Genomic DNA, 21804 nt, shown 5'->3' on the forward strand with positions numbered 1-21804 from the left:
CATACCCGGCCCGCGAATCATCGGGGGACGATATGCGGGGACAGGTGCTGGGCGTCGATCGGGACGGACGCGAGGGGCGGATCGCCGGCGACGACGGACAGCGTTACTGGTTCGAACCGGACGACTGGAGCGATCGCGTCGGCCCGGCGGTCGGCGCGCAGGTCGATTTCGAGGTATCGAACGGCCGCGCGCTGCGGATCTATCACGTCCCCGGCACCGTCGCGCCGGTCCCGGCGAACGACGATCGCCGTCGCCGCCCGCGCAAGGACAAGATCGCCGCCGTGCTGTTCGCCTTCTTCCTCGGCACGCTCGGCATCCATCGTTTTTATCTTGGCAAGACCGGTTCGGGCATCGTCATGCTGCTGCTGACCTGCACCGTCGTCGGCCTGCTCGTCACCGGTATCTGGGCGCTGATCGACGCGATCCGCTATCTCGTGATGGACCATGACGAGTTCCATCACCGCTACGGCTGATCGAGCCGTCGATCCGGGCGGACAACCTTTCCTTCATTGCGCGAACGGCCGGTTTCGCGCATGGGAATTGCCCGAACCGACTTGATGGATACCGCACATGGCCGCCAACTGGGCCCCCGATAGCTGGACCACCGCCGAAGCGCGCCAGCTTCCCAATTACCCCGATGCGCAGGCGCTCGACGCAGCGACGGCACAGCTCGCCAACTATCCGCCGCTGGTCTTTGCCGGCGAAGCGCGCAGCCTGACCGCCGAGCTCGCCGAAGTGGCCGAGGGCCGCGCGTTCCTGTTGCAGGGCGGCGATTGCGCGGAAAGCTTTGCGGAATTCCATCCCAACTATATACGCGACACCTTCCGCGTCATCCTCCAGATGGCGGTGGTGCTGACCTTCGCGTCGAAGCTGCCGACCGTAAAGCTCGGCCGCATGGCCGGCCAGTTCGCCAAGCCGCGCTCGGCCGATACCGAGGTCGTCGACGGCGTCGAACTGCCCAGCTATCGCGGCGACAATATCAATGACATCGCCTTCACCCCCGAAGGCCGCATCCCTGATCCGCAGCGGATGATCCGCGCCTATTCGCAGGCGGCGGCAACGCTGAACCTGCTGCGCGCCTTCGCGACGGGCGGCTATGCGAACCTGCATCAGGTCCATCGCTGGACGCACGACTTCATGGGCCGGTCCCCATGGGCCAAGAAATATGCCGACGTCGCCGACCGCATCGGCGAGGCGCTCGACTTCATGGCCGCCTGCGGCATCGATGCCGACAGCGTGCCGCAGCTGAAGGCGACCAGCTTCTACACCAGTCACGAAGCACTGCTGCTCCCGTACGAACAGGCGCTTACCCGGCAGGATTCGCTGACCGGCGACTGGTACGACACCTCCGCCCATTTCCTGTGGATCGGCGACCGCACCCGCTTCGACGGGTCGGCGCATGTCGAATTCCTGCGCGGTATCGGCAATCCGATCGGCATCAAATGCGGCCCGACCCTTGAGCCCGATGCGCTGCTGCGGATGCTCGACACGCTCAACCCGAACCGGGTTGCCGGCCGCATGACGCTCATCACCCGCTATGGCCATGACAAGATCGAGGCGGGCCTGCCCAAGCTGATCCGCGCCGTTCAGCGCGAAGGGCATCCGGTGGTGTGGTCGTGCGATCCGATGCACGGCAACACGATCAAGGCGACGACGGGGTACAAGACGCGGCCGTTCGACCGGATCCTCGCCGAAGTGCGCGGCTTCTTCGCCGTTCACCGGGCGGAGGGCAGCCATGCCGGCGGCATCCACGCCGAAATGACCGGGCAGAACGTTACCGAATGCACCGGCGGCGCGATTGCGGTCACCGAACAGAGCCTCGCCGATCGCTACCACACCCACTGCGATCCGCGCCTGAACGCCGGGCAGAGCCTCGAACTGGCGTTCCTGCTCGCCGAGATGCTGAACGAGGAACTGTCCGAACGCCGCCGCGTCGCGGCGTAACGGGACTTTCAAGCGGGCTGCTGCCCTGTACTGCCCCGACCCGTCACCCCGGACTCGATCCGGGGTGACGAGGACGGATGCCTGAATCACGGAATATCGAGTGATCCTCGCACGCTCGCGAGGACGCCCTTACTTCGGTACCGACTCCCGGCCCCGTCGAATTTCCCGAAGCACAACCACCCCCTAGCCTCTTGCGCCCACACGCAATACAGCACGTCGGCAACGGGCACGCGCGCCGCCATCATGGCGCGCACGTCACACGACTGGCCCGGGTCGTTCCGCGATTCCGTGCGGGACGGGGCCGAACGCGTTAAGGGAACCGGTAGATGACCGACGAGACACAGATGGTAGAAGCGCTGGACGTACGGGCGCGCCGGCGTGAGGAACGCCGCGACTTCTTCCGAGCGTTCGGTGCCGCCGCGGCGATCGGCGGCGGCCTCGCGCTGACCTCGTGCGATAGCGGCAATTCCTCGCCGACGCCGACCCCCACCGGGACCTCCACCGCAACGCCCACGCCGACCCCGACCCCTTCCCCGTCGGGAACCGCCGGTGCGTCCGACATCGACGTGCTGAACTTCGCGTTGAATCTCGAATATCTCGAAGCGCAATTCTATGCCTTCGCCGCCAACGGCACCGGCCTTGCCGCCAGCCTGCTGACCGGCCCGACCGGCACGACGCCGGGCGCAGTGACGGGTGGACGCAAGGCGACGCTGAACGACCCCGTCATCGCCAATTTCGCCCGCGAAATCGCACAGGACGAAATCGCCCACGTCGAATTCATCCGCAACGCGCTCGGCAACTCCGCCGTCGCCATGCCCGCACTCGACATCGGCGCGACCGCGACCAGCGCGTTTTCGAACGCCGCACGGGCCGCCGGGCTGATCGGCGCCGGCGAGACCTTCGATCCGTACGCCAGCGACGATAATTTCCTGCTGGCCGCCTATCTGTTCGAGGATGTCGGCGTCACCGCCTATCGCGGTGCGCTGCCGATCATCGCCAACACGCTGATCCGACAGGCCGCCGCCGGCATCCTCGCCGCGGAAGCCTATCATGCGTCGATGATCCGTTCGGCGCTCTATGTCCGCGGGCTGGCGGCACCGTCACTGATCGATGCGACCGAATCGATCTCCAACGCGCGCGACAGCCTCGACGGCGGCATCGATATCGATCAGGGCATCCGCCCGATCGGCGACCAGTCGAACATCATGCCGTTCGACACCAACGGCCTGCCTTACGGCCGCACCACCGGACAGGTGCTCAACATCGCCTATCTGAACCGCAATGCCGTCGCGACGGGCGGGTTCTTCCCCGCCGGCGTCAACGGCAACATCAAGACCAGCGCGGCGAACTGAGCCTTTCGGGAGCGAGACCAATGACCAACGAATCGATCCTGATGGACCGCAATGCCGGCGACAGCCGCCGCGACTTCCTGCGCGCCGCCGGTGGCGTCTCCGCCGCCGTCGCCGGGGCCGGGCTGCTTGCCGCCTGCGGTGGCAACAACGGCAATCCTGCGCCGACGCCGACGCCCACCCCCACGCCGACCGCATCGGGCACACCGACACCGGTGCCGAGCCCGGCGACGGATGCGGACATTCTGAACTTCACGCTGAACTTCGCGTATCTGCAGGCGCAATATTACAGCGTCGCCACGACCGGTGCCGGCCTCGACGCCAGCCTGCTCGGCGGCAGCGGCACCGCCGGTGCGGCGACCGGCGGCCGGCAACGCGTGTTCGAAGATGCGACGATCGGTCGCTATGCCCGCGAACTCGCCGCCGACACCCGTGCCCATGTTGCCTTTCTGCGCGGCGTGATCGGTTCGACCGTGATCGCGCAGCCCGCGATCGACCTTGGCGTCACCGCGACCAGCGCCTTTTCCAACCTTGCCCGCACCGCCGCGCTCATCACCGCCGCGACGGCGACCTATGACGTGTATGAAAGCGACGATCGCTTCCTGCTCGGCGCGTTCGTGTTCGAGGATGTCGTCGTCACCGCCTATCGCGGGATCATCGGATCGCTCGCCGGTGCCACGTTCCTCGATGCCGCCGCCGGGATGCAGGGTGCCAAATCCTATCATGCCGGCCTGATCCGGTCGGCGCTCTACCGTCGCGGCATTGCCACCCCGGCACTGATCGACGCGACCGAAGCGTTGTCGACCGCCCGCGACGGGTTCGACGGCGCCGCCGATATCGATCAGGGGGTGCGCCCCGCCAACAACGCGTCGAATATCGTGCCGACCGACGGCAGCGGCATCACCTATGCCCGCGCGCCGGCCCAGGTTCTGAACGTGGCGTACCAGACGCGGACCTCGGTCGCGCTCGGCGGGTTCTTCCCCGCAGGCGTCAACGGGCTGCTGAAGACCAGCGCCGCGATTTGACACGTCTCCGGGGAATGCGACCGACCATGGCACCACCACCGTCCGCCGCCGAACCGGTCCCCGAACGTCGACCCAGCCTTCCCGGATCGTTCCGCACCGTGCCCGTTCCGGCCGGTGCGGGCCAGTTCTGGCGCAAACTCGGCGCCTTTGCCGGCCCCGGCTATATGGTCGCGGTCGGTTATATGGACCCGGGCAACTGGGCGACCGACATCGCCGGCGGATCGGCGTTCGGCTATACGCTGTTGTCGGTCGTCCTGCTGTCGAACATCATGGCGATGGTGCTGCAATCGCTGTCGGCCAAGCTCGGCATTGTCACCGGCCTCGACCTTGCGCAGGCATGCCGTGAATATTATCCGGCACCGACCCGCTGGGTGCTGTGGGCCTTATGCGAACTGGCGATCATCGCCTGCGATCTGGCGGAGGTGATCGGCACCGCCATCGCCTTGCAACTCCTGTTCGGTATTCCCCTCGTATGGGGCGTGTGCATCACCGCGGTCGACGTGATGCTGATCCTGCTGCTCCAGCAATATGGCTTTCGCAAGCTGGAGGCGTTCATCGTCGCCCTGCTGATCGTTATCGCGGGCTGCTTCGCGGTCGAGCTGGCGCTTGCCCAACCCTCGCTCGCCGCCATCGCGGGCGGCCTGATTCCGCGTGCGGAGATCGTCACCAACCCGGCGATGCTGTACATAGCGATCGGCATCCTCGGCGCGACGGTGATGCCGCACAACCTCTATCTGCACAGTTCGATCGTGCAGACGCGCAGCTTCGATCGATCGGTCGAGGGCCGGCGCGAAGCGGTGAAGCTCGCCACCATCGACAGCTCGATCGCGCTGATGCTGGCGTTGTTCATCAACGGATCGATCCTGATCCTCGCCGCCGCGACCTTCCACACCGCCGGGCGGACCGACGTGGCGGAAATTCAGGACGCGTATCAGTTGTTGACGCCGATGCTCGGTGCCGGTGCCGCCAGCATCCTGTTCGCCGTCGCCTTGCTGGCATCGGGGCAGAACTCGACGATCACCGGGACGCTCGCCGGACAGATCGTGATGGAAGGGTTCCTGAACATCCGGCTGCCGTCGTGGCTGCGGCGGATCGTCACCCGGCTGATCGCGATCGTGCCGGCGGTGGTTGTCGCCAGCCTGTATGGCGAGAGCGGGACCGCGCAATTGCTGATCGCCAGCCAGGTGGTGTTGAGCCTGCAACTCCCCTTCGCGGTCTACCCGCTGGTCCGCTTCACCGGCGATCGCGCCAAGATGGGCCAATTCGCCAACCGCCCGGTCCTTGCGATGGCGGCATCGACGATCTGTGCGGCAGTGATCGTGCTCAATTCGGTGCTGTTGTATCAGGTCGTGACCGGCTGACCGGCATCTAAACTAGACGGGCTTGACATTCGGTTCGCTGGACGCCGGATTAGTGTTCCATCGCCTTTCGTCACTCCCGCGCAGGCGGGAGTCCATATATGCCGGCGTCGCGAATCCAGCCAAACCCTCGGCGTCTATCGCTTCCCGCCTGCGCGGGAATGACGAAATTCCGTGGTTGTCGCTGAATGTCGATCGCTCCTAAGCCTGATCGCCCGCGCCGTGCACGAACTTGCCCGACACCCGCGCCCGCACCAGGCAAGTCGCGTCGCCATTGACACAGAGCAGCAGCAGCGCATCGTCGCCGACCCGGTACCAATGCTCGTCGGCCCTGGCAGCACTAAGGCCGAGATCGGTCAGCCCGGTCAGCCGATACGCGGCGACGACGCAGGGCGCGGGCACCCGGACGGTCGACTTCTCACCGGCATAGTCGCACCCGGCCGGCGTTGCGAATGCCGCCGCCACGACCGGCTGGCTCGGATAATGATGCATGTCGAGCACCCCCTTCGCCGCCAGCCCGAACGCCAGCAACAGCAACAGCGCCGCCGCACCGACCTCGAACAGCACCAGACTACGCTTGCGCGTGACCTCGACCATCATCATCCCTCTCTCTGTCGCGAACGACGATAGGACAGACGGGTTAACAACGCGTTGGCCATAGGTGGCGGGCAAGCTTTCCTACTTTGCCGGGCCGTGCGACGATGCGACTGTTCTTTGAAAGCACCGTTCCGATTTCGAGCTCGCGGCGCAGCCAGTGTAAACATCGGCGCGATGCGAACCGTTCTAACCAATTGCCATCGCTGTACTTAAACGCGACCGGCCCAAAGCTCCAACATCGCCATCGTGTCAACTTCGCCAACTTCCGCCACTGGACAGCGATTATGGTTGCGCTATGAAACTGATATGGCGCTCCCTCCCCTGTTCGAAACGCTCGCCCTCCCCGTGATCGGCTCGCCGCTCTTCATCATCTCCGGCCCCGATCTGGTCATCGCGCAGTGCAAGGCGGGGATCGTCGGCTCGTTCCCGGCGCTGAACGCCCGCCCGCAGGCGCAGCTCGACGAATGGTTGCACCGCATTACCGAGGAACTGGCCGCGCATGACCGCGCCCATCCCGACCGTCCCGCCGCGCCGTTCGCGGTGAACCAGATCGTCCACCGTTCGAACGATCGGCTGGAGGCGGACCTTGCTACCTGTGCCAAATGGAAAGTTCCGATCGTCATCACCTCGCTCGGCGCGCGCGAGGATCTCAATACTGCCGTCCATGGCTGGGGCGGCATTATCCTGCACGACGTGATCGATGACCGCTTCGCGCACAAGGCGGTGGAAAAGGGTGCCGACGGGCTGATTCTCGTCTGCACCGGGGCCGGCGGTCATGCCGGTCGTCTCAACCCCTTCGCCTTCACGCAGGAGGTGCGGCAATGGTTCGACGGCCCGCTCGCGCTGTCGGGCGCGATCGCCAATGGCGGGGCGGTACTCGCGGCGCAGGCAGCGGGTGCCGACCTCGCCTATGTCGGATCCCCCTTCATCGCGACCGCCGAAGCCAGTGCCGTCCCGGCCTATAAGCAGGCGGTGGTCGACGGTCGCGCCGACGATATCGTCTACAGCAATCTGTTCACCGGCGTACACGGCAATTATCTGCGTGGCTCGATCGTCGCAGCCGGACTCGATCCCGACGCTCTTCCCGAAAGCGACCATTCGGCGATGAATTTCGGTTCGGCGGCCAAGGCATGGAAGGATATTTGGGGTGCCGGGCAAGGCATCGGCGCGGTCGACGCGGTCGTCCCCGCCGCCGATCTTGTCGCCCGGATGGCGGCCGAATATCAGGCCGCCCGTACCCGCCTGCTATAGCCGCGTCGCCAGCCGTTCGAACATCGCCCGCGCGGGACTGGCTGCCGGCGGTGCGCTCCGCGACCGCTCCATCCGTTCCGCCCGGCGATACAGATCAACGCTCGCCCGGATCAGCGTCTGCGTGCCCACCGGCATCGCCCCCAGCGTGTCGTCGTCGGTTGCCGGCCCGGCGGCCAGCGTGCGCAACGGATCGTCACCCATTTCCTGCGACATCTCGCCCGCGTCGATCGCCTTCTGCGTCAACAGCCATGCAATGACGTGCATCAACCGGGTCGTGATCTTCAGCGACTCGCAGGACAGCACCACACGCGCCATGGGATCGAGCGTCGCCCGCTCGGCCATCCCGACCTGATCGAAATAGGCTCGTGCCTCATCGGCGAGCACCATCGCTTCGACGTACATCGAATCGATCAATCGGCGATGCACCATCGCACCGTTTTCGGCTACGTCCATGGCGGCAGGATGCCACGCCGGCTCGACTCGCGAAAGAGGCGGCCGGATTGGCTGGCTGTGCCGTCCGTCCCCGAATATGACGATCAGGCGATGATATCGGGGATCAGCTGGTCCTCGATCGCCGCCATTTCGTCGCGGAGGCGCAATTTGCGGCGTTTCAGCCGTGCCAGCTGCAACTGGTCGAGGTGAGTCGCGGTTGCCAACGCCGCAATCGCGTCGTCCAGATCGCGGTGCTCGATCCGCAACAGTCCCAGCCGCTGCTCAAGGTCCGATTCGTCCATCGGCTCCCATAGTCACCCGCCGTCCGGGCGCTGGCAACGGTCCGTCAGCGATTTTCGCACGTCGTGTCGAAAATCCCATCGGACATGGCGACATTGGCCCGGTCCTGTGTTCTACTCATTCCCCCAACAGCCAAGCAGGAGGATGCAACGATGCAGTCTGCCCACCTCACCGCACTCGAAGCGAAACACGCGACGCTCGACCGACAGATTTCGGTAGAGACCCATCGCCCCGCGCCCGATCAGTCGCTCCTGTCGTCGCTAAAGAAACGCAAATTGCAGGTGAAGCAGGAGATATCGTCGCTGTGACGCACCGCGCGGGGTCGGTCATCGGCCCCGCGCTTCGCATCGACGCTATTCCTCGCGCGAAACCTTTTCCTGCCGTTCGTGACGGCTTTGCGCCTCTACCGTCATCGTCGCGATCGGACGCGCTTCCAGCCGGCCCAGCGCGATCGGCTCTCCGGTCACCTCGCAATACCCATATTCACCGTCGTCGATCCGACGCACCGCCGCCTCGATCTTGGAGATCAGCTTGCGCTGCCGGTCGCGGGTCCGCAGTTCGATCGACCAGTCGGTCTCGCTCGACGCACGATCGGTCAGATCCGCCTCTCGCAGCGATTCATTCTGAAGATGCGCCAGCGTATCCTGCGATTCGCGCAGGATCGCTTCCTTCCAAGCGAGCAGCTTGGCGCGAAAATAGGCCTGTTGCCGCGGATTCATGAACGGCTCGTCCGCGTGCGGACGATACCCGTCATCATTTGCCGGCGGCGGTATGTCGAGAGGTCGTGTCGTATCGCTCAAAACCGTGGCCATCCCAATCTCCACCCCGGAGCTTCCCCTGACGAAGTCCGCGGGGTGCCGCCTCTCGTTTGTCCGCGCGCCTATATCGGGCGGAAGGCAGCACCACAAGCGTCCAGGACCAGCCGTCGAAAGCGCGGCGGTTCAAAAGGGTTAACCGGATCGGTTCGCTTGTGAACCCACGTCCCTTTACGGTACGTTAACCGCCGTCGCCGGCTAGCGTGTCGCGCCGTTCCCAAATAAGGCGGCAAAACGAACCCGGCATGGGTTGAGTTTTACGCTTTGTTTTGTCTTGGTGGAGCAGACTAACCCCCGAGTATCGTGGCGACGCGATGACCGGTGGTTCTTACAGGAAGAATGGTGCGGCATGTCGGTGAAGATGGCCCTGGCGAAACTGTGCGCATGTGCCTGCGGTGGTGCCGTCCTTGGCGGTGGTGCCGTGCATGTCGCCGAATCTGCCCAGAACCGTGAGATCACGAAGCGGGCCATTACCAAACGCGCCATCACCAAACGTGCAGCGCCCCGTCCGGCGCTGCGCCGTGTCGTCACCCGCGTCGTCACGCGGACCAAGACGGTGTGCCCGCCGACCGTGGTAACCGTCGCCAGTCAGGGGGCACCGGTCCCGCTGCCCCCGGCCTTCACCGGTACGGACATGTCGCCGATGCTGGGCGGCGGCGGCTTTGGCGGCGGACCGGTACTGGTCGGTGGCACCGGCGGCGGCGGGATCGGTGGCGGTTTCTTTGCCGGCGGCTTCTTCGGCGGCGGCGGTTCCGGCGGCGGGTCGAGCGGGATCATCGTATCCTCGACATCGAGTACCAGCGGCGGTTCGACCTCTACCTCGTCGGGTGGCTCGGGGGGCTCTTCTTCCTCGACGTCGTCGGGCGGGTCGTCGACCAGCACCGGCGGCGTTTCGAGCACCAGCAGCACGTCGTCCGCCTCCGGCGGCAGCAGCGGCAATGTTTCCTCCTCATCCAGTGGAAACGTGTCGTCTTCGTCGAGCGGCAATGTATCGTCGTCGGCCTCGTCCAGCGGCGACGTCTCGTCATCAACCTCGTCTTCGTCGAGCGGCAACGTTTCGACCAGCACGTCCTCAGCATCGTCGGGTTCGACCAGCACATCGACCTCATCCTCGTCGAACGGCTCGTCGAGCAAGGGCTGGAGTTCGAACGGCGGGTGGAGCTCGAACGGCAGTTCGAACGGCAAGCCGCCGCCCGGAAACCCGGACGGCCCGACGCCGGTCCCCGCCCCGCCGATGCTGCTGCTGTTCGGCGGAGCGGCTGCGGCGCTGGTTTTGCGCAAGCGGTTGGCACGCAGGACCGCCGTCGCCGACTAACGGACCGCGCGCGACAACGCACGGTCCGCGGGTCGATCACGCGGCCGAAATCAGCTTTTCGATCTGGTCGACCGGATGGCCGGTCAGGTCCTTGTCGAGTTCACCGGTCAGACGCTCGCTGACCGTCTTGTGATAGTGCTTGCGCATCTCGCCCAGCGTCTTGGGCGGGGCGACGACGATCAGCGCCTCGAACTCGTTGGCCAGCGCGCGCTTGCGCAGCAGTTCGGCCGCTTCGGCGGCGAAGCGATCCTCCGCCTGCTGATGATAGTCGGTCTCGCCCATGCTGCCGCCGCCCTGCGCGAAATTGCCGCCACGGATCGACTGCGCCTGTCCGGCGGCGTCGGTCTTCTGATGGCGATCGGCGGGGTTCGCCTGCATCGCCTGATCCTCGACGACCAGGTTCGGCGTATTCGCATCGCCCTCGTTGCGGAAAAACAGCATTTTGCGGCCATCCGCGACCAACACACAGGCGTCATGGGGAATCCGCATTCCATCTCTCCTCTGATTGCAACGACCGCCCAACGCACCGGCGGCGGCGGCGGTTGCGGCTTGCATGGCCGACCGGCGCTCGCCATAGCCCGGCCATGCACGATATCCGCCTGATCCGCGACGATCCCGTCGCCTTCGATGCCGCCCTTGCCCGCCGCGGGATGGAGCCCCTGTCGGCCGCGATCGTCGATCTCGACGAACGCCGTCGCGCCCTGCTGACCGAAGTGCAGGTCGCGCAGGCGCGCCGCAACGAAGCGTCGAAGGCGATCGGCGCGGCCAAGGCAAGCCACGACGAAGCGACCGCCACCGCGCTGATGGCCGAAGTCGCAACGCTCAAGGAGCGGATGCCCGCGATCGAGGCGGAGGAGGCGATGCTCGGCGAGGAACTGACCGCTCGCCTTGCCGCGATCCCAAATCTTCCGCTCGCCGACGTTCCGCAAGGGACGGGCGAGGACGAGAATGTCGTCGAAAAGACGGTCGGCGATCCCACCGCCTTTGCCTTCCCCCCCGCCGAGCATGACGCGATCGGGCCGGCGATCGGTCTCGATTTCGAAACCGGGGCCAAGCTGTCGGGCGCACGCTTCACGCTGGTCCGCGGTGCAGCTGCCAAACTGCATCGTGCGCTCGGCCAGTTCATGCTCGATACGCTGACCGGCATCCATGGCTTTGAAGAGGTCGTGCCGCCGGTGCTGGTGCGTGGCGAGGCGCTGTACGGCACCGGTCAGTTGCCGAAATTCGCCGAGGACCTGTTCCGCACGACCGGCGATCACTGGCTGATCCCGACCGCCGAGGTATCGCTGACCAACATCGTTGCCGGGCAGATCCTGGCCGAGCGCGAGTTGCCGCTGCGCTTCACCGCGCTCACCATGTGCTTCCGTTCGGAAGCGGGAGCCGCCGGGCGCGACACACGGGGTTTCATCCGCCAGCATCAGTTCGAGAAGGCGGAAATGGTATCGATCACCACCCCCGACCAGTCGGACGCCGAGCATGAGCGGATGACGCAGGCGGCGGAGGATATCCTCAACCGCCTCGTCCTGCCGTTCCGTCGCATGAAACTGTGTACCGGCGACATGGGCTTTTCGGCGGCGCGAACCTATGATCTCGAAGTATGGCTGCCGGGCCAGAACCGGTATCGCGAGATTTCGAGCTGTTCGACCTGCACCGATTTTCAGGCGCGCCGCATGAACGCGCGCTATCGCCCGGAACGGGAGAAGGCGACGCGCTTCGTCCATAGCCTCAACGGGTCCGGCCTTGCGGTCGGGCGGACGCTGGTGGCAGTGCTGGAGAATTATCAGCAGGCCGACGGCTCGGTCGTCGTGCCCGACGTGCTGCGCCGGTATGTCGGGCAGGACGTCCTGACGCCGGCGGGTTAAGCAACGAACGGGGGCGGTGATGCGGTTCGCGATAGGGGGTGCGATAGCGGCGGCGCTGATGATCGGCGCGAGTGGCTGTATCCCGTCCAATCCGGGCCGCATCGCGTCACAGCCGACCGTCGAACCGGCACCGATCGCCGCCCCCGGCACGCCGCCCGCCACCGAGTCCCAAGGCGACGGCGTCACCGCCCTGCCGTCGCCGCCGCCCGCATGGGAAGCGAAGCGGGTCGTGCCCGACGCGCGGAGCGTCGCGCCCAGCAGCTATGTCGTCCGCTCCGGCGATACGCTGCGCGGCATCGCCAACCTGACCGGTGCCGGGACCGAGGCGATCGCGCGCGCCAATAATCTGCCGCCGCCGTTCATGATCCGCGCGGGGCAGCGCCTGGCCATCCCCGGCGGCCGCTACCATATGGTCGGCAAAGGCGAGAGCGGCATCGCCATCGCCCGCGCGTACGGCGTCGACTGGTCGCGCATCGCCACGGCGAACGCGCTTACCGAACCGTTCATCCTGCGGGCCGGGCAGCGCATTCTGATCCCGGTCGATGCCGTGCCGCGGTCGGCCGCCGAACGCGCCGCCGCGTTCCAGCTCGACATCGACGACATCCTGACCGGCGGCGAACCGGCGATCGAACCAGACGCACGCCCTGCCCCCGCCGTCACCTCGCCCCGCCGGGTCCTGCCGTCGACCGCTGCCGTCGTCCCGCCCAGCGCCGATCCGGGCACGCTGATCTGGCCGGTCGATGGCCGGGTGTTCAAACGATTCGGCGCGGGCGACAGCGGGGAGCGCAACAACGGCATAAAGATTGCGGTCCCGATCGACACGCCGATCGCCGCTGCCGCCGCCGGGACCGTCGCCTATGTCGGCACCGGCGTGCCGGGGCTTGGCGGGGTGGTCATCATCCGCCACGGCAGCGGCCTCACCACCGTGTACGGCCATGCCAGCCAGTTGCTGGTGCAGCGCGGGCAGGCGGTGAAGAAGGGGCAGAAGATCGCACTGTCGGGCGACACCGGCTATGCCGAACGCCCGGCGGTCCATTTCGAGGTGCGGTCCGGCCGTACCCCGGTTGATCCGCTGTCGCGACTGCCGCGCCGGTGAAGCCGCCGTTCCGCCGCGCCGTCCTGCGGCAATCGTCGCCGCTACCGGTCTGGGCGTCGATCCTGTGGCGGGTGGTCGCGGTCCTGACGCTGGTCGGCATCGCGGTCGCGGTGCACTGGTTCGATCGCAAGGGTCTGCGCGACAATTATGACGGGCAGGTCAGCTTCGCCGACGTGATCTACTTCACGATGATCTCGATCACGACCACCGGCTATGGCGATATCGCGCCGGTCAGCGAACGCGCGCGGCTGTTCGACGCGTTGATCGTTACGCCGATCCGGGTCTTCGTCGTGCTGCTGTTCATCGGCACGACCTATCAATTCGTCCTTCGGCGCAATTGGGAGCGTTGGCGCATGGCGCTGTTGCAAGACAAACTGACCGGTCACATCGTCGTCGCCGGCTTCGGCAAGACCGGGTCCGAGGCGGTCGACGAACTGGTCGCGCGGGGCGAGGACCCGCGTCGTATCGTCGTAATCGATCCCGTCCAAGCGCATCTCGACGCCGCACAGAAACTGGGCTGCATCGTGCTGCTGGCCGATGCCACCCGCGACGCGACGCTGAACGATGTCTGCATCGCCCGCGCCCGGGCGCTGATCATCGCCACCGGTCGCGATGATACGTCGGTGCTGGTGACGCTGACCGCCCGCCATCTCGCACCCGATCTGACGATCAGCGTGATCGTGAAGGCGGAGGACAACGAGTTTCCCGCCCGCGCCGCCGGGGCGACGACGGTCATCAATCCGGTCAGCTTCGCCGGGCTGCTGCTCGCCGGATCGTGCCGCGGGCCGCATATCGCCGATTACATGCTCGATCTGGCATCGATCGACGGCGCGGTCGCGCTGTCCGAACGTCCGGTCGCGGCGCACGAGGTCGGTCAGCCGCTGTCGGCGATCACCACCGGCCTTGGCCTGCGCGTCTATCGGCAGGGCGACAAGATCCGGTTCGACAGCCCCGAAGCCCGCAACCTGCAACCCGGCGACATGATCGTCGAAGTGGTCACGAGGTAACGCCGGAGGTCGCGCGGTTCGGGCCGATCGGTTTCCGCAGCGTCACGACCTTCGCCGGACGCGACAAACCGCACCGCACCACCGCCCCTATCATTTTTTGCCGAAATCGCTATGTGACCGGGCAATCATGGCAACTCGTCTTCCTTCGCCTCCCCGTGTCGGGATGGTTTCCCTCGGCTGTCCCAAGAACCTTGTCGACAGCGAACGCATCCTGACCAAATTGCGCAGCGACGGGTATCAGATGTCGCCCGACTATGCCGGGGCCGATGTCGTGCTGGTCAATACCTGCGGTTTCCTCGATTCCGCCAAGGAAGAGTCGCTCGAAGCGATCGGCGAGGCGATTGCCGAAAATGGTCGCGTCATCGTCACCGGCTGCATGGGACAGGAGGCGGAGACGATCCGCGCCCGTTTCCCGCAGGTGCTGGCCGTCACCGGCGCGCATCAGTACGAACAGGTGGTCGAAGCGGTGCACGAAGCCGCGCCGCCGATCCCCTCGCCGTTCGTCGATCTTGTGCCCGAGAGCGGGCTGAAGCTGACGCCGCGCCATTACAGCTATCTTAAGATTTCGGAGGGCTGCAACCACCGCTGCTCGTTCTGCATCATCCCGTCGATCCGCGGCGATCTGGCCAGCCGCCGCCCCGACGCGATCCTGCGCGAGGCGGAAAAGCTGGTCGCGGCGGGGACGAAGGAATTGCTGGTCATCAGCCAGGATACGTCGGCCTATGGCATCGACATCCGCCGCGAACCGCGCGCATGGAAGGGGCGCGAGGTCGTGCCGCACATGACCGATCTGGCGCGCGAACTGGGACAGATCGCGCCGTGGGTGCGGCTGCACTATGTCTATCCCTATCCGCATGTCGACAGCGTCATCCCGCTGATGGCCGAGGGGCTGGTGCTGCCGTATCTCGACATTCCGTTCCAGCACGCCTCGCCCAATGTTCTAAAGGCGATGAAGCGTCCGGCGAACGATGCCAAGGTGCTCGAACGCCTGCGCGGCTGGCGTGAGGTGTGCTCCGACATCGCGATCCGTTCGTCATTCGTGGTCGGTTTCCCGGGCGAGACCGAAGCCGATTTCCAGTATCTGCTCGACTGGCTGGACGAGGCGCAGCTCGACCGGGTCGGCGCGTTCCGCTTCGAACCTGTCGAGGGTGCCGCCGCCAACGCGCTGCCCGATCCGGTGCCGGAGGCGGTGAAGGAAGAACGCTACGCGCGGATCATGGAAAAGACCGCCGCCATCTCCGCCGCCAAGCTGGCCGCAAAGATCGGGCGCACCATCGACGTCATCATCGACGAGGTCGGCGAGGAAGGCGGCGCGACCGGCCGCAGCACCGCCGACGCGCCGGGCATCGACGGCGAGGTGTTCCTTCGCGACGCCGGCCATCTGGCCCAGGGCGATATCGTCAAGGTCGAGGTCGAGGACGCCGACGAACACGACCTGTACGGCGTTTCGGTGGCCTGAACTCCTCCCCGGCACGGGGAGGATTGCACAGGACGCCCCCCGCCCCCTACATCCGAGCGATGACTCCGATGATCATCGCCGACCGCGGGCAGGACGCCCGTACCATCCACTTGATCCCCGTAGCCGCGTTCGATGCGTGGCTTGACCAGCACCCCCCCCGCATCCGCGCCGCCGCGACGGCGCAGCGGCTGGTCGCCAAGGCGGGCAAGACCGCGACGCTGCCGGGCGAACGACCCGAAGAATGGTCGGTCGCCACCGTCGTCGCCGACCCGGCAAACCTGTCGGCATGGGATCTGGCGCACCTGCCCGCACAGCTTCCCGCCGGGAGCTATCGCCTCGCCAGCGGTACCCCCGGCGCGGCGAAACTCGGCTGGGCGACCGCGCAATATCGCTTCACCCGTTATCGCAAGGGCGATGACGACGCCCCCCGCATCCTGCTTTCCAACGAACCGGCCCGGATCGACGAATCGCTGCGACAGGCGGCCGCCACCGCGCGGGTCCGCGATCTGGTCAACACCGCCGCCGCCGACCTCGGCCCTGCCGAACTCGCCATTGCCGTCCGCACGATCGGCGACGCGCACGGCGCGACCGTTACCGTCACGTCAGGCCGCGATCTGGAGACCGGCTTTCCGATGATCCATGCGGTCGGAAAGGCCGCCGCCAAAGGCCGCGAACCCCGGTTGATCGAACTGGCCTGGGGCAATCCGGCGCATCCACGCGTCGCGCTGGTGGGCAAGGGCGTGTGCTTTGACAGTGGCGGGCTCGATATCAAGCCCTCCTCGGGCATGCGCCTGATGAAGAAGGATATGGGCGGCGCGGCCCATGCGCTGGCCCTCGCCGGGCTGGTGATGGAGACGCATCTGCCGGTCCGGCTCCATCTGCTGATCCCGGCGGTCGAGAACAGCGTATCGGCCGACAGCTTCCGTCCCGGCGACGTGCTGACCACACGCAAGGGGCTAACGGTCGAGAACACCAATACCGATGCCGAAGGACGGCTCGTCTTGGGCGATGCGCTGACCCGGGCGTGCGAGGATCACCCCGACCTGCTGATCGACTTCGCGACCCTGACCGGTGCCGCGCGCGTGGCACTCGGCCCCGATCTGCCGGCGACCTTTGCCAATGACGATACGCTCGCCGCCGACCTGCTCGCGGCGGGCACGGCGGAGGAGGATCCGTTGTGGCGGATGCCGCTATGGGATGGCTATGACGACCTGCTGAAATCCGACATCGCCGACATGGTCAACGCGCCCGATGGCGGCATGGCGGGCGCGGTTACCGCCGCGCTGTTCCTGCGGCGGTTCGTGACGCCGGGCACCGCATGGGCGCATCTCGACACCTTCGCGTGGCGCGCGGCGGCGAAGCCGGGCCGGGCGAAGGGCGGTGAAGCCTATGGCCTGCGCGCGACGTGGCGGCTCCTGAAAGACCGATACGCCAAACCCTGAATCCTCCCCGGCACGGGGAGGGGGACTGCCGCGAAGCGGTGGTGGAGGGGGATGTCCCCATACGGCACCGCTGCGTTTCGAGGTGCTCCCCCTACCCGCACAGCGGCGAGGCGTTACGCCGCCTCCGCCGCCTCAGTCGTCCACCCCAGATGCGGCAACGCGATCGACCGCTTCCCCGCCAGATCGATGCGGCACACCAGCAGATCGCGCCCCTCGATATAGGCGAGCAGCCGCTTTACCCGCCCCAGCGAACTCGTCCCATAGGTCCGCGCGATCGCCGCATCGCTCGGGCAGGGCCGCCCTTCCCGCGCCGCCCGCGCGATGAGCATGAACGCGCCGAGCATGTCGTCGGGCAACACATCCGCGATCGCCAGCGCCTGTGCCCATTCCTCGTCCGGCGCTTCGAAAATGCCGGCCCGCGCGCACGCCAGCCGCCGCGTGAAGGCCGGCAGGTCGAGCGGCGGGCGCGGCAGGCCCACCATGCGGCAGCGCACGTCGAAGTCCTGATACAGCACCGCCGCCGCGCGTGGCTGATCGCCCTCGTCCTCGACCAGCGCCCGCAGCACCTCCGCGACGATCGTATCGGTTTCGTCCGCCGACCGTTCGGGCAGGTCGGGCGCGTTGCTGGGCCGCACCGGCGCGGCAATCGCTGCCTCCACCGCTTCGGGTGGCGCGACGTGCCGGATCGGCGGCCCCAGCGGCAGCATCGCCTCGACCGGGGCGAGCAACAAACCCTTGATATCGGCCACCGGTGCGCTCGGCAGCGGCGTCAGCTTGGGACTGCCGCTGCGCGCCGACGTCTGCACCGGGCCGATCTTGATCGACAGCGGCCGCCGCGACACCGCCGGCCCGAGCGCGAGGAAATGCCCGCGCTGCAAATCGCGGATCGCCTCGGCCTGCCGCCGCTCCATGCCGAGCAGATCGGCCGCCCGCGCCATGTCGATGTCGAGGAAGGTGCGCCCCATCAGAAAGTTCGACGCCTCGGCCGCGACGTTCTTGGCGAGCTTCGCCAGACGCTGGGTCGCGATCACGCCGGCAAGGCCGCGCTTGCGCCCGCGGCACATCAGGTTGGTCATCGCCGACAGCGACGCACGCCGCACTTCCTCGACGACCTCGCCGCCGCCCGCCGGTGCGAACAACTGCGCTTCGTCCACCACGACCAGCGCCGGATACCAATGCTCGCGCGGCGCATCGAACAGCGCGTTCAGGAACGCGGCGGCGCACTTCATCTGCCCCTCCGCCTCCAGCCCTTCTAGGCTGAGCACCACCGAGGCGCGATGCTCGCGCGCGCGCGTCGCGAACCTCGCGACCTCGCGCTCGCTATGGTCGGCCGCCTCGATCACGACATGACCATAGGCGCCTGCCAGCGTGACGAAATCCCCTTCGGGATCAATCACCACCTGCTGGACATGGCCCGCGCTGCGTTCAAGCAGGCGGCGGAGGAGATGCGACTTTCCCGACCCCGAATTGCCCTGCACCAGCAATCGGGTCGCCAGCAATTCTTCGAGATCAAGGGGAACGGTCTTGCCCGCCGGGTCCGTCCCCATATCGACGTTCACGGTCATCGCGGGTCTTTAGGCGGTGGTGCCGCGTCGGGGCAAGCGCTTGCGTCGACGCCCGTCGCACGCCATGCCGATCGCACCGTTCGGGGAGCGACCATGCGACTGCACAAGGGCTATGCCGCGCTGACCATCGCGCTGCTGGCGATCGAGCTGGCCATCGCGCTGTTCCTGCACGATCCGATCATCCGGCCCTATGTCGGCGACGCGCTGGCGGTGGTGCTGGTCTATGCCGGCTTGCGCGCCGTCACCAACGCGGGCGTCCTGCCGGCCACGCTGATCGCATTCGCCATCGCCGTCGTGATCGAGTTCGGCCAGTATTTCCGCGTGCTTGCCGCCATCGGCCTCGATCACGACCGCTTCGCCCGGATGATCCTCGGCAGCGGTTTCGATCCGAAAGACTTCATCGCCTATGCCAGCGGCGCGGTCGCAGTGCTGCTGGTCGAACGTTACCGCCGCGCGTCGCGCGCCGCGGCCGGCATCCGCACCGTCAGCCCGTCGAGCGACTCGTCGAGCACGATCTGACAGGCCAGCCGGCTGGTCGCGACCGCGCCTTCGGCAAAATCGAGCATATCCTCCTCGTCCTCGCCCGGCGGCGGCAGGCGCGGCGCATCGGCCGGGTCGACGATGACATGGCAGGTCGAACACGCCATCTGTCCGCCGCACGTCCCTTCGAGCGGCAGGTCATAGGCATGCGCCAGATCGAGCAGCCGGTCGCCGGTCGCCCCGCGCGCTTCCTCGACGCTGCCATCGGCCCGGACGAAGCGGACGATCATCGTTGCCCCCGCGCCGCGCGATCGATCGTCTGCAATGCCGCCACCAGTTCCTCCTGCGTCGTGTAGCGCCCGAACCCGATCCGGATCGCATTCTTCGCCTGCGCATCGCTCAATCCGATCGCGCGCAGCACATGGCTGGTCCGCCCCGATCCGCTGGCACAGGCCGACCCGGCCGAAAAGGCGATGTCGCGGCATTCGCTCATCAGCCGCGCCACATCCAGCCCGTCCATCCGCACGTTGAGATTGCCATGCCAGCGCGCCCCGTCATCCCCGTTCAGCACCCAGTCCGGCGTCGACAACACCGCCCGCGTCGCGTCCCACAAGGTCTCGACGTGCGACGGATCATCCTGCGCCAGCAACGCCGCCGCCACGCCGAACCCGGCACACAAGGCGGGGCTTAGCGTGCCTGATCGCAATCCGCCTTCCTGCCCGCCGCCGTAGAGGAAGGCGGCCGGCTCGGCTCCGGCGCGAACCCACAGCGCGCCGATCCCCTTCGGTCCATAGATTTTGTGCGCCGACACCGCGATCAGGTCGCAAGCAGAAACCGGCAGCGCGACCCGCCCCCAGCCCTGCACCGCATCGCAAACCATCACCGCCCCGACCGACCGGGCCCGTTCGCCGAGCCATGCGATCGGCTGCACCACGCCGATCTCGTTATTGACCAGCATCGCCGCGACCAGTGCGGTTCGCTCATCGAGCGCCGCCACTGCCGCGTCGCAATCGACCAGCCCGTCCGGACCGACCGGCAGCACCACGACCTCCGCCCCCCGCGCCGCCAGCGCCCGCACCGTATCGAGCACGCAACTATGCTCGGTCGCGATCGTCACCACCTTCGGCCGGGCAGCGCCCGACCGTTCGAACGTCCCCGCAATCGCCCAGTTCGCCGCCTCGGTCGCGCCGCTGGTAAAGAACAACCGCCCCTCTGCGCCCGGAGCCAACGCCGCCAGCACCTGATCGCGGGCGACCTCGACCGCCGCCTTTGCCCGCCGCCCCTCGCGATGCGGCGAATGCGGGTTGGCATGGTGGTCGCGAAGCCACGGCACCATCGCCGCGAACGCCTCCGGCGCGAGCGGCGTCGTCGCCTGATAATCCAGATAGGTCACGCCATCGCCTTCCATGCCTCGGCGAATCGCTCGACATCCTCGGTGGTCGTGGTCCAACCGAAACTGACGCGGATCACTTCGCTCGCCGCCTTGGCGTCGATGCCCATGGCCGTCAGGACGTGACTGGTCTTGAGCGTCCCCGACGAACACGCGCTTCCGGCGGACACCGCAAACCCGGCCGAGTCCAGCCGCATCAACTGCGCCGCCGCCGACCGCCCCGGCAGTCGATAGGCGGCGATGGTCGGAATCCGGGGTGACGCATCGGCGATCACTTCGCCACCATGCGCCCGCACGATGCGATCCAGTTCCGTGCGGAGTGTCGTCACCCGGGCGAACCAGTCGCCCGGCGCTTCCAGCGCAGCGGCAAAGCCCAGCGCGGCGGGCAGGTTTTCCGTGCCCCCGCGATAACCCTGCTCCTGCCCGCCGGTCGGCCGCAGCAACGCCAGGTCCCGGACGAGCAGCGCGCCGATCCCCGGCGGTCCACCCAGCTTGTGCGCCGACACGATGATCAGGTCGGCGGGTGGCAACGGCAGCTTGCCCGCGCTTTGCGAACAGTCCGCGACCAGCGTGATCGGTCGCCCGACCCATGCCTCCCGCCGGAGCGCATCGATCCGGTCGAGCGGCTGCAACACCCCCGTCTCGCTGTTGGCCGACTGGATCGTGAACCGCTGCGTCGCTTCGCGGGGGTCGAAGGCATTCAACAACCACGAACGATCGTCAGTGTCGACCAGTCCGCCCCTGCCCACCGGCAACCGGATGTCGCTCTCCGCCGCCCGCAGGACCGCGTCATGCTCGACCGCGCTAACGACCGTTTCGTATCGGCCTGCACCGCGCAGCGCGATCGCCAGCGCCTCGCTCGCCCCGCCGGTCAGGATGACCTCGCCATCCCAGCCCAGCGCCGTGGCGATGCGCGCGCGCGCATCCTCCAGCGCCCTACGGGCGGCGCGCCCCTCGGCATGGGGGCTGGACGGATTGGCCCAGCGCGCCATGCCGTCGATGACGGCGGCTGCCGCTTCGGGCCGGATCGGGGTGGTCGCGGCGTGGTCGAGATAGATGCGGGTCGTCAAAACACTTCCGTTCCGATTGCACAGGCCTATATAGCCGCGATCCATCT

General features: G+C 67.1%; 23 protein-coding genes. 13 read left to right on the forward strand and 10 right to left on the reverse strand.

Annotated elements, in window-relative coordinates; genetic code table 11:
* The first annotated feature begins 32 nt into the window (after window positions 1-32).
* The 5 genes from ASE90_RS00120 (at window position 33) to ASE90_RS00140 (ending at window position 5679) form a co-directional block, all read left to right on the forward strand.
* Entirely contained in the window at window positions 33-473 is a 441-nt protein-coding gene (locus ASE90_RS00120) for a TM2 domain-containing protein (RefSeq protein ID WP_055994346.1), read from the forward strand.
* Window positions 474-570: 97 nt separating this feature from the next.
* Window positions 571-1944 carry a class II 3-deoxy-7-phosphoheptulonate synthase gene (locus tag ASE90_RS00125; protein ID WP_055994349.1) on the forward strand — a complete coding sequence of 458 codons (1374 nt, stop codon included), beginning with the start codon at window positions 571-573 and terminating at the stop codon, window positions 1942-1944.
* Between the two features lie 326 nt (window positions 1945-2270).
* Window positions 2271-3296 (forward strand): ferritin-like domain-containing protein, encoded by a 1026-nt coding sequence (locus ASE90_RS00130; RefSeq protein WP_055994352.1) that lies wholly within the window; start codon window positions 2271-2273, stop codon window positions 3294-3296.
* Window positions 3297-3316: 20 nt separating this feature from the next.
* Window positions 3317-4318, forward strand: coding sequence for a ferritin-like domain-containing protein (locus ASE90_RS00135; RefSeq protein ID WP_055994355.1), 1002 nt, complete (start codon window positions 3317-3319; stop codon window positions 4316-4318).
* A gap of 26 nt (window positions 4319-4344) precedes the next feature.
* A complete protein-coding gene (locus tag ASE90_RS00140; protein ID WP_055996940.1) occupies window positions 4345-5679 on the forward strand; it encodes an Nramp family divalent metal transporter in 1335 nt (444 codons plus the stop codon).
* A gap of 198 nt (window positions 5680-5877) precedes the next feature.
* Here the strand turns inward: ASE90_RS00140 and ASE90_RS00145 are convergent, their stop codons facing one another.
* A complete protein-coding gene (locus ASE90_RS00145; protein WP_055994358.1) occupies window positions 5878-6279 on the reverse strand; it encodes a hypothetical protein in 402 nt (133 codons plus the stop codon).
* Window positions 6280-6579: 300 nt separating this feature from the next.
* Between ASE90_RS00145 and ASE90_RS00150 the strand changes: the two genes are divergently transcribed.
* Window positions 6580-7524 carry an NAD(P)H-dependent flavin oxidoreductase gene (locus tag ASE90_RS00150; protein WP_055994360.1) on the forward strand — a complete coding sequence of 315 codons (945 nt, stop codon included), beginning with the start codon at window positions 6580-6582 and terminating at the stop codon, window positions 7522-7524.
* Here ASE90_RS00150 and ASE90_RS00155 read toward each other — a convergent pair.
* Both ASE90_RS00155 and ASE90_RS00160 read right to left on the reverse strand, forming a co-directional pair.
* Entirely contained in the window at window positions 7519-7977 is a 459-nt protein-coding gene (locus ASE90_RS00155; protein ID WP_055994363.1) for a DUF1465 family protein, read from the reverse strand. The genes ASE90_RS00150 and ASE90_RS00155 overlap by 6 nt on opposite strands.
* A gap of 83 nt (window positions 7978-8060) precedes the next feature.
* The gene (locus ASE90_RS00160; protein WP_055994365.1) at window positions 8061-8258 is read right to left on the reverse strand and encodes a YdcH family protein; all 198 of its coding nucleotides are present in this window, start codon (window positions 8256-8258) and stop codon (window positions 8061-8063) included.
* A gap of 150 nt (window positions 8259-8408) precedes the next feature.
* On the opposite strand from ASE90_RS00160, the gene ASE90_RS00165 reads away from it, so the two are divergent.
* Window positions 8409-8564 (forward strand): YdcH family protein, encoded by a 156-nt coding sequence (locus ASE90_RS00165; protein WP_082449468.1) that lies wholly within the window; start codon window positions 8409-8411, stop codon window positions 8562-8564.
* A 45-nt stretch (window positions 8565-8609) separates the two neighbouring features.
* Here ASE90_RS00165 and dksA read toward each other — a convergent pair whose 3' ends face one another.
* From dksA to ASE90_RS00180, 3 genes are all read right to left on the reverse strand, one after another.
* On the reverse strand, window positions 8610-9068 hold the full coding sequence (gene dksA / locus ASE90_RS00170) for an RNA polymerase-binding protein DksA (RefSeq protein ID WP_055994371.1): 459 nt from the start codon (window positions 9066-9068) through the stop codon (window positions 8610-8612).
* A gap of 591 nt (window positions 9069-9659) precedes the next feature.
* Complete coding sequence (locus ASE90_RS20240) at window positions 9660-10352, reverse strand: hypothetical protein (RefSeq protein WP_055994374.1); 693 nt, start codon at window positions 10350-10352, stop codon at window positions 9660-9662.
* Between the two features lie 70 nt (window positions 10353-10422).
* A complete protein-coding gene (locus tag ASE90_RS00180) occupies window positions 10423-10875 on the reverse strand; it encodes a host attachment family protein (RefSeq protein ID WP_055994377.1) in 453 nt (150 codons plus the stop codon).
* Between the two features lie 95 nt (window positions 10876-10970).
* Here ASE90_RS00180 and serS point away from each other — a divergent pair, with 95 nt between their 5' ends.
* The 5 genes from serS (at window position 10971) to ASE90_RS00205 (ending at window position 17252) form a co-directional block, all read left to right on the forward strand.
* The gene (gene serS / locus ASE90_RS00185) at window positions 10971-12248 is read left to right on the forward strand and encodes a serine--tRNA ligase (protein WP_055994380.1); all 1278 of its coding nucleotides are present in this window, start codon (window positions 10971-10973) and stop codon (window positions 12246-12248) included.
* A gap of 19 nt (window positions 12249-12267) precedes the next feature.
* Window positions 12268-13344, forward strand: coding sequence for a peptidoglycan DD-metalloendopeptidase family protein (locus tag ASE90_RS00190; protein ID WP_082449240.1), 1077 nt, complete (start codon window positions 12268-12270; stop codon window positions 13342-13344).
* Entirely contained in the window at window positions 13341-14351 is a 1011-nt protein-coding gene (locus ASE90_RS00195; RefSeq protein ID WP_055994383.1) for a potassium channel family protein, read from the forward strand. The genes ASE90_RS00190 and ASE90_RS00195 overlap by 4 nt, the downstream gene beginning before the upstream one ends.
* Window positions 14352-14478: 127 nt before the next feature.
* Window positions 14479-15810 carry a 30S ribosomal protein S12 methylthiotransferase RimO gene (gene rimO / locus ASE90_RS00200; protein WP_055994386.1) on the forward strand — a complete coding sequence of 444 codons (1332 nt, stop codon included), beginning with the start codon at window positions 14479-14481 and terminating at the stop codon, window positions 15808-15810.
* 59 nt (window positions 15811-15869) lie between these two features.
* Window positions 15870-17252, forward strand: a complete 1383-nt coding sequence (locus ASE90_RS00205) for a leucyl aminopeptidase family protein (RefSeq protein WP_055994389.1) — start codon at window positions 15870-15872, stop codon at window positions 17250-17252.
* A 113-nt stretch (window positions 17253-17365) separates the two neighbouring features.
* On the opposite strand, the gene ASE90_RS00210 is transcribed toward ASE90_RS00205, so the two are convergent.
* The gene (locus tag ASE90_RS00210) at window positions 17366-18817 is read right to left on the reverse strand and encodes an ATP-binding protein (protein WP_055994392.1); all 1452 of its coding nucleotides are present in this window, start codon (window positions 18815-18817) and stop codon (window positions 17366-17368) included.
* A gap of 93 nt (window positions 18818-18910) precedes the next feature.
* On the opposite strand from ASE90_RS00210, the gene ASE90_RS00215 reads away from it, so the two are divergent.
* Window positions 18911-19336, forward strand: coding sequence for a DUF2809 domain-containing protein (locus ASE90_RS00215; RefSeq protein ID WP_082449242.1), 426 nt, complete (start codon window positions 18911-18913; stop codon window positions 19334-19336).
* Here ASE90_RS00215 and ASE90_RS00220 read toward each other — a convergent pair.
* The 3 genes from ASE90_RS00220 to ASE90_RS00230 are packed head-to-tail and all read right to left on the reverse strand — an operon-like array spanning window position 19261 to window position 21802.
* Window positions 19261-19587 (reverse strand): 2Fe-2S iron-sulfur cluster-binding protein, encoded by a 327-nt coding sequence (locus tag ASE90_RS00220; RefSeq protein ID WP_055994394.1) that lies wholly within the window; start codon window positions 19585-19587, stop codon window positions 19261-19263. The two genes, ASE90_RS00215 and ASE90_RS00220, sit on opposite strands and share 76 nt — an antisense overlap.
* The gene (locus tag ASE90_RS00225; RefSeq protein WP_235531597.1) at window positions 19584-20705 is read right to left on the reverse strand and encodes a cysteine desulfurase family protein; all 1122 of its coding nucleotides are present in this window, start codon (window positions 20703-20705) and stop codon (window positions 19584-19586) included. The genes ASE90_RS00220 and ASE90_RS00225 overlap by 4 nt, the downstream gene beginning before the upstream one ends.
* Window positions 20687-21802 carry a cysteine desulfurase family protein gene (locus tag ASE90_RS00230; protein ID WP_055994397.1) on the reverse strand — a complete coding sequence of 372 codons (1116 nt, stop codon included), beginning with the start codon at window positions 21800-21802 and terminating at the stop codon, window positions 20687-20689. Before ASE90_RS00230 ends, ASE90_RS00225 begins: the two co-directional genes overlap by 19 nt.
* Between the last annotated feature and the right edge of the window lie 2 nt (window positions 21803-21804).

The sequence above is a fragment of the Sphingomonas sp. Leaf67 genome (assembly GCF_001421965.1).
Lineage (GTDB): Bacteria > Pseudomonadota > Alphaproteobacteria > Sphingomonadales > Sphingomonadaceae > Sphingomonas.

Coding starts and splice junctions, on each gene's coding strand:
- ASE90_RS00205 (WP_055994389.1), top strand. CDS start 15,870: ATGACTCCGATGATCATCGCCGACCGCGGGCAGGACGCCCGTACCATC.
- ASE90_RS00125 (WP_055994349.1), top strand. CDS start 571: ATGGCCGCCAACTGGGCCCCCGATAGCTGGACCACCGCCGAAGCGCGC.
- rimO (WP_055994386.1), top strand. CDS start 14,479: ATGGCAACTCGTCTTCCTTCGCCTCCCCGTGTCGGGATGGTTTCCCTC.
- ASE90_RS00180 (WP_055994377.1), bottom strand. CDS start 10,875: ATGCGGATTCCCCATGACGCCTGTGTGTTGGTCGCGGATGGCCGCAAA.
- ASE90_RS00220 (WP_055994394.1), bottom strand. CDS start 19,587: ATGATCGTCCGCTTCGTCCGGGCCGATGGCAGCGTCGAGGAAGCGCGC.
- ASE90_RS00190 (WP_082449240.1), top strand. CDS start 12,268: ATGCGGTTCGCGATAGGGGGTGCGATAGCGGCGGCGCTGATGATCGGC.
- ASE90_RS00135 (WP_055994355.1), top strand. CDS start 3,317: ATGACCAACGAATCGATCCTGATGGACCGCAATGCCGGCGACAGCCGC.
- serS (WP_055994380.1), top strand. CDS start 10,971: ATGCACGATATCCGCCTGATCCGCGACGATCCCGTCGCCTTCGATGCC.
- dksA (WP_055994371.1), bottom strand. CDS start 9,068: ATGGCCACGGTTTTGAGCGATACGACACGACCTCTCGACATACCGCCG.
- ASE90_RS00160 (WP_055994365.1), bottom strand. CDS start 8,258: ATGGACGAATCGGACCTTGAGCAGCGGCTGGGACTGTTGCGGATCGAG.
- ASE90_RS00225 (WP_235531597.1), bottom strand. CDS start 20,705: ATGGAAGGCGATGGCGTGACCTATCTGGATTATCAGGCGACGACGCCG.
- ASE90_RS00150 (WP_055994360.1), top strand. CDS start 6,580: ATGGCGCTCCCTCCCCTGTTCGAAACGCTCGCCCTCCCCGTGATCGGC.
- ASE90_RS00130 (WP_055994352.1), top strand. CDS start 2,271: ATGACCGACGAGACACAGATGGTAGAAGCGCTGGACGTACGGGCGCGC.
- ASE90_RS00210 (WP_055994392.1), bottom strand. CDS start 18,817: ATGACCGTGAACGTCGATATGGGGACGGACCCGGCGGGCAAGACCGTT.
- ASE90_RS00155 (WP_055994363.1), bottom strand. CDS start 7,977: ATGGACGTAGCCGAAAACGGTGCGATGGTGCATCGCCGATTGATCGAT.
- ASE90_RS00120 (WP_055994346.1), top strand. CDS start 33: ATGCGGGGACAGGTGCTGGGCGTCGATCGGGACGGACGCGAGGGGCGG.
- ASE90_RS00145 (WP_055994358.1), bottom strand. CDS start 6,279: ATGATGATGGTCGAGGTCACGCGCAAGCGTAGTCTGGTGCTGTTCGAG.
- ASE90_RS00215 (WP_082449242.1), top strand. CDS start 18,911: ATGCGACTGCACAAGGGCTATGCCGCGCTGACCATCGCGCTGCTGGCG.
- ASE90_RS00165 (WP_082449468.1), top strand. CDS start 8,409: ATGCAGTCTGCCCACCTCACCGCACTCGAAGCGAAACACGCGACGCTC.
- ASE90_RS00140 (WP_055996940.1), top strand. CDS start 4,345: ATGGCACCACCACCGTCCGCCGCCGAACCGGTCCCCGAACGTCGACCC.
- ASE90_RS00230 (WP_055994397.1), bottom strand. CDS start 21,802: ATGGATCGCGGCTATATAGGCCTGTGCAATCGGAACGGAAGTGTTTTG.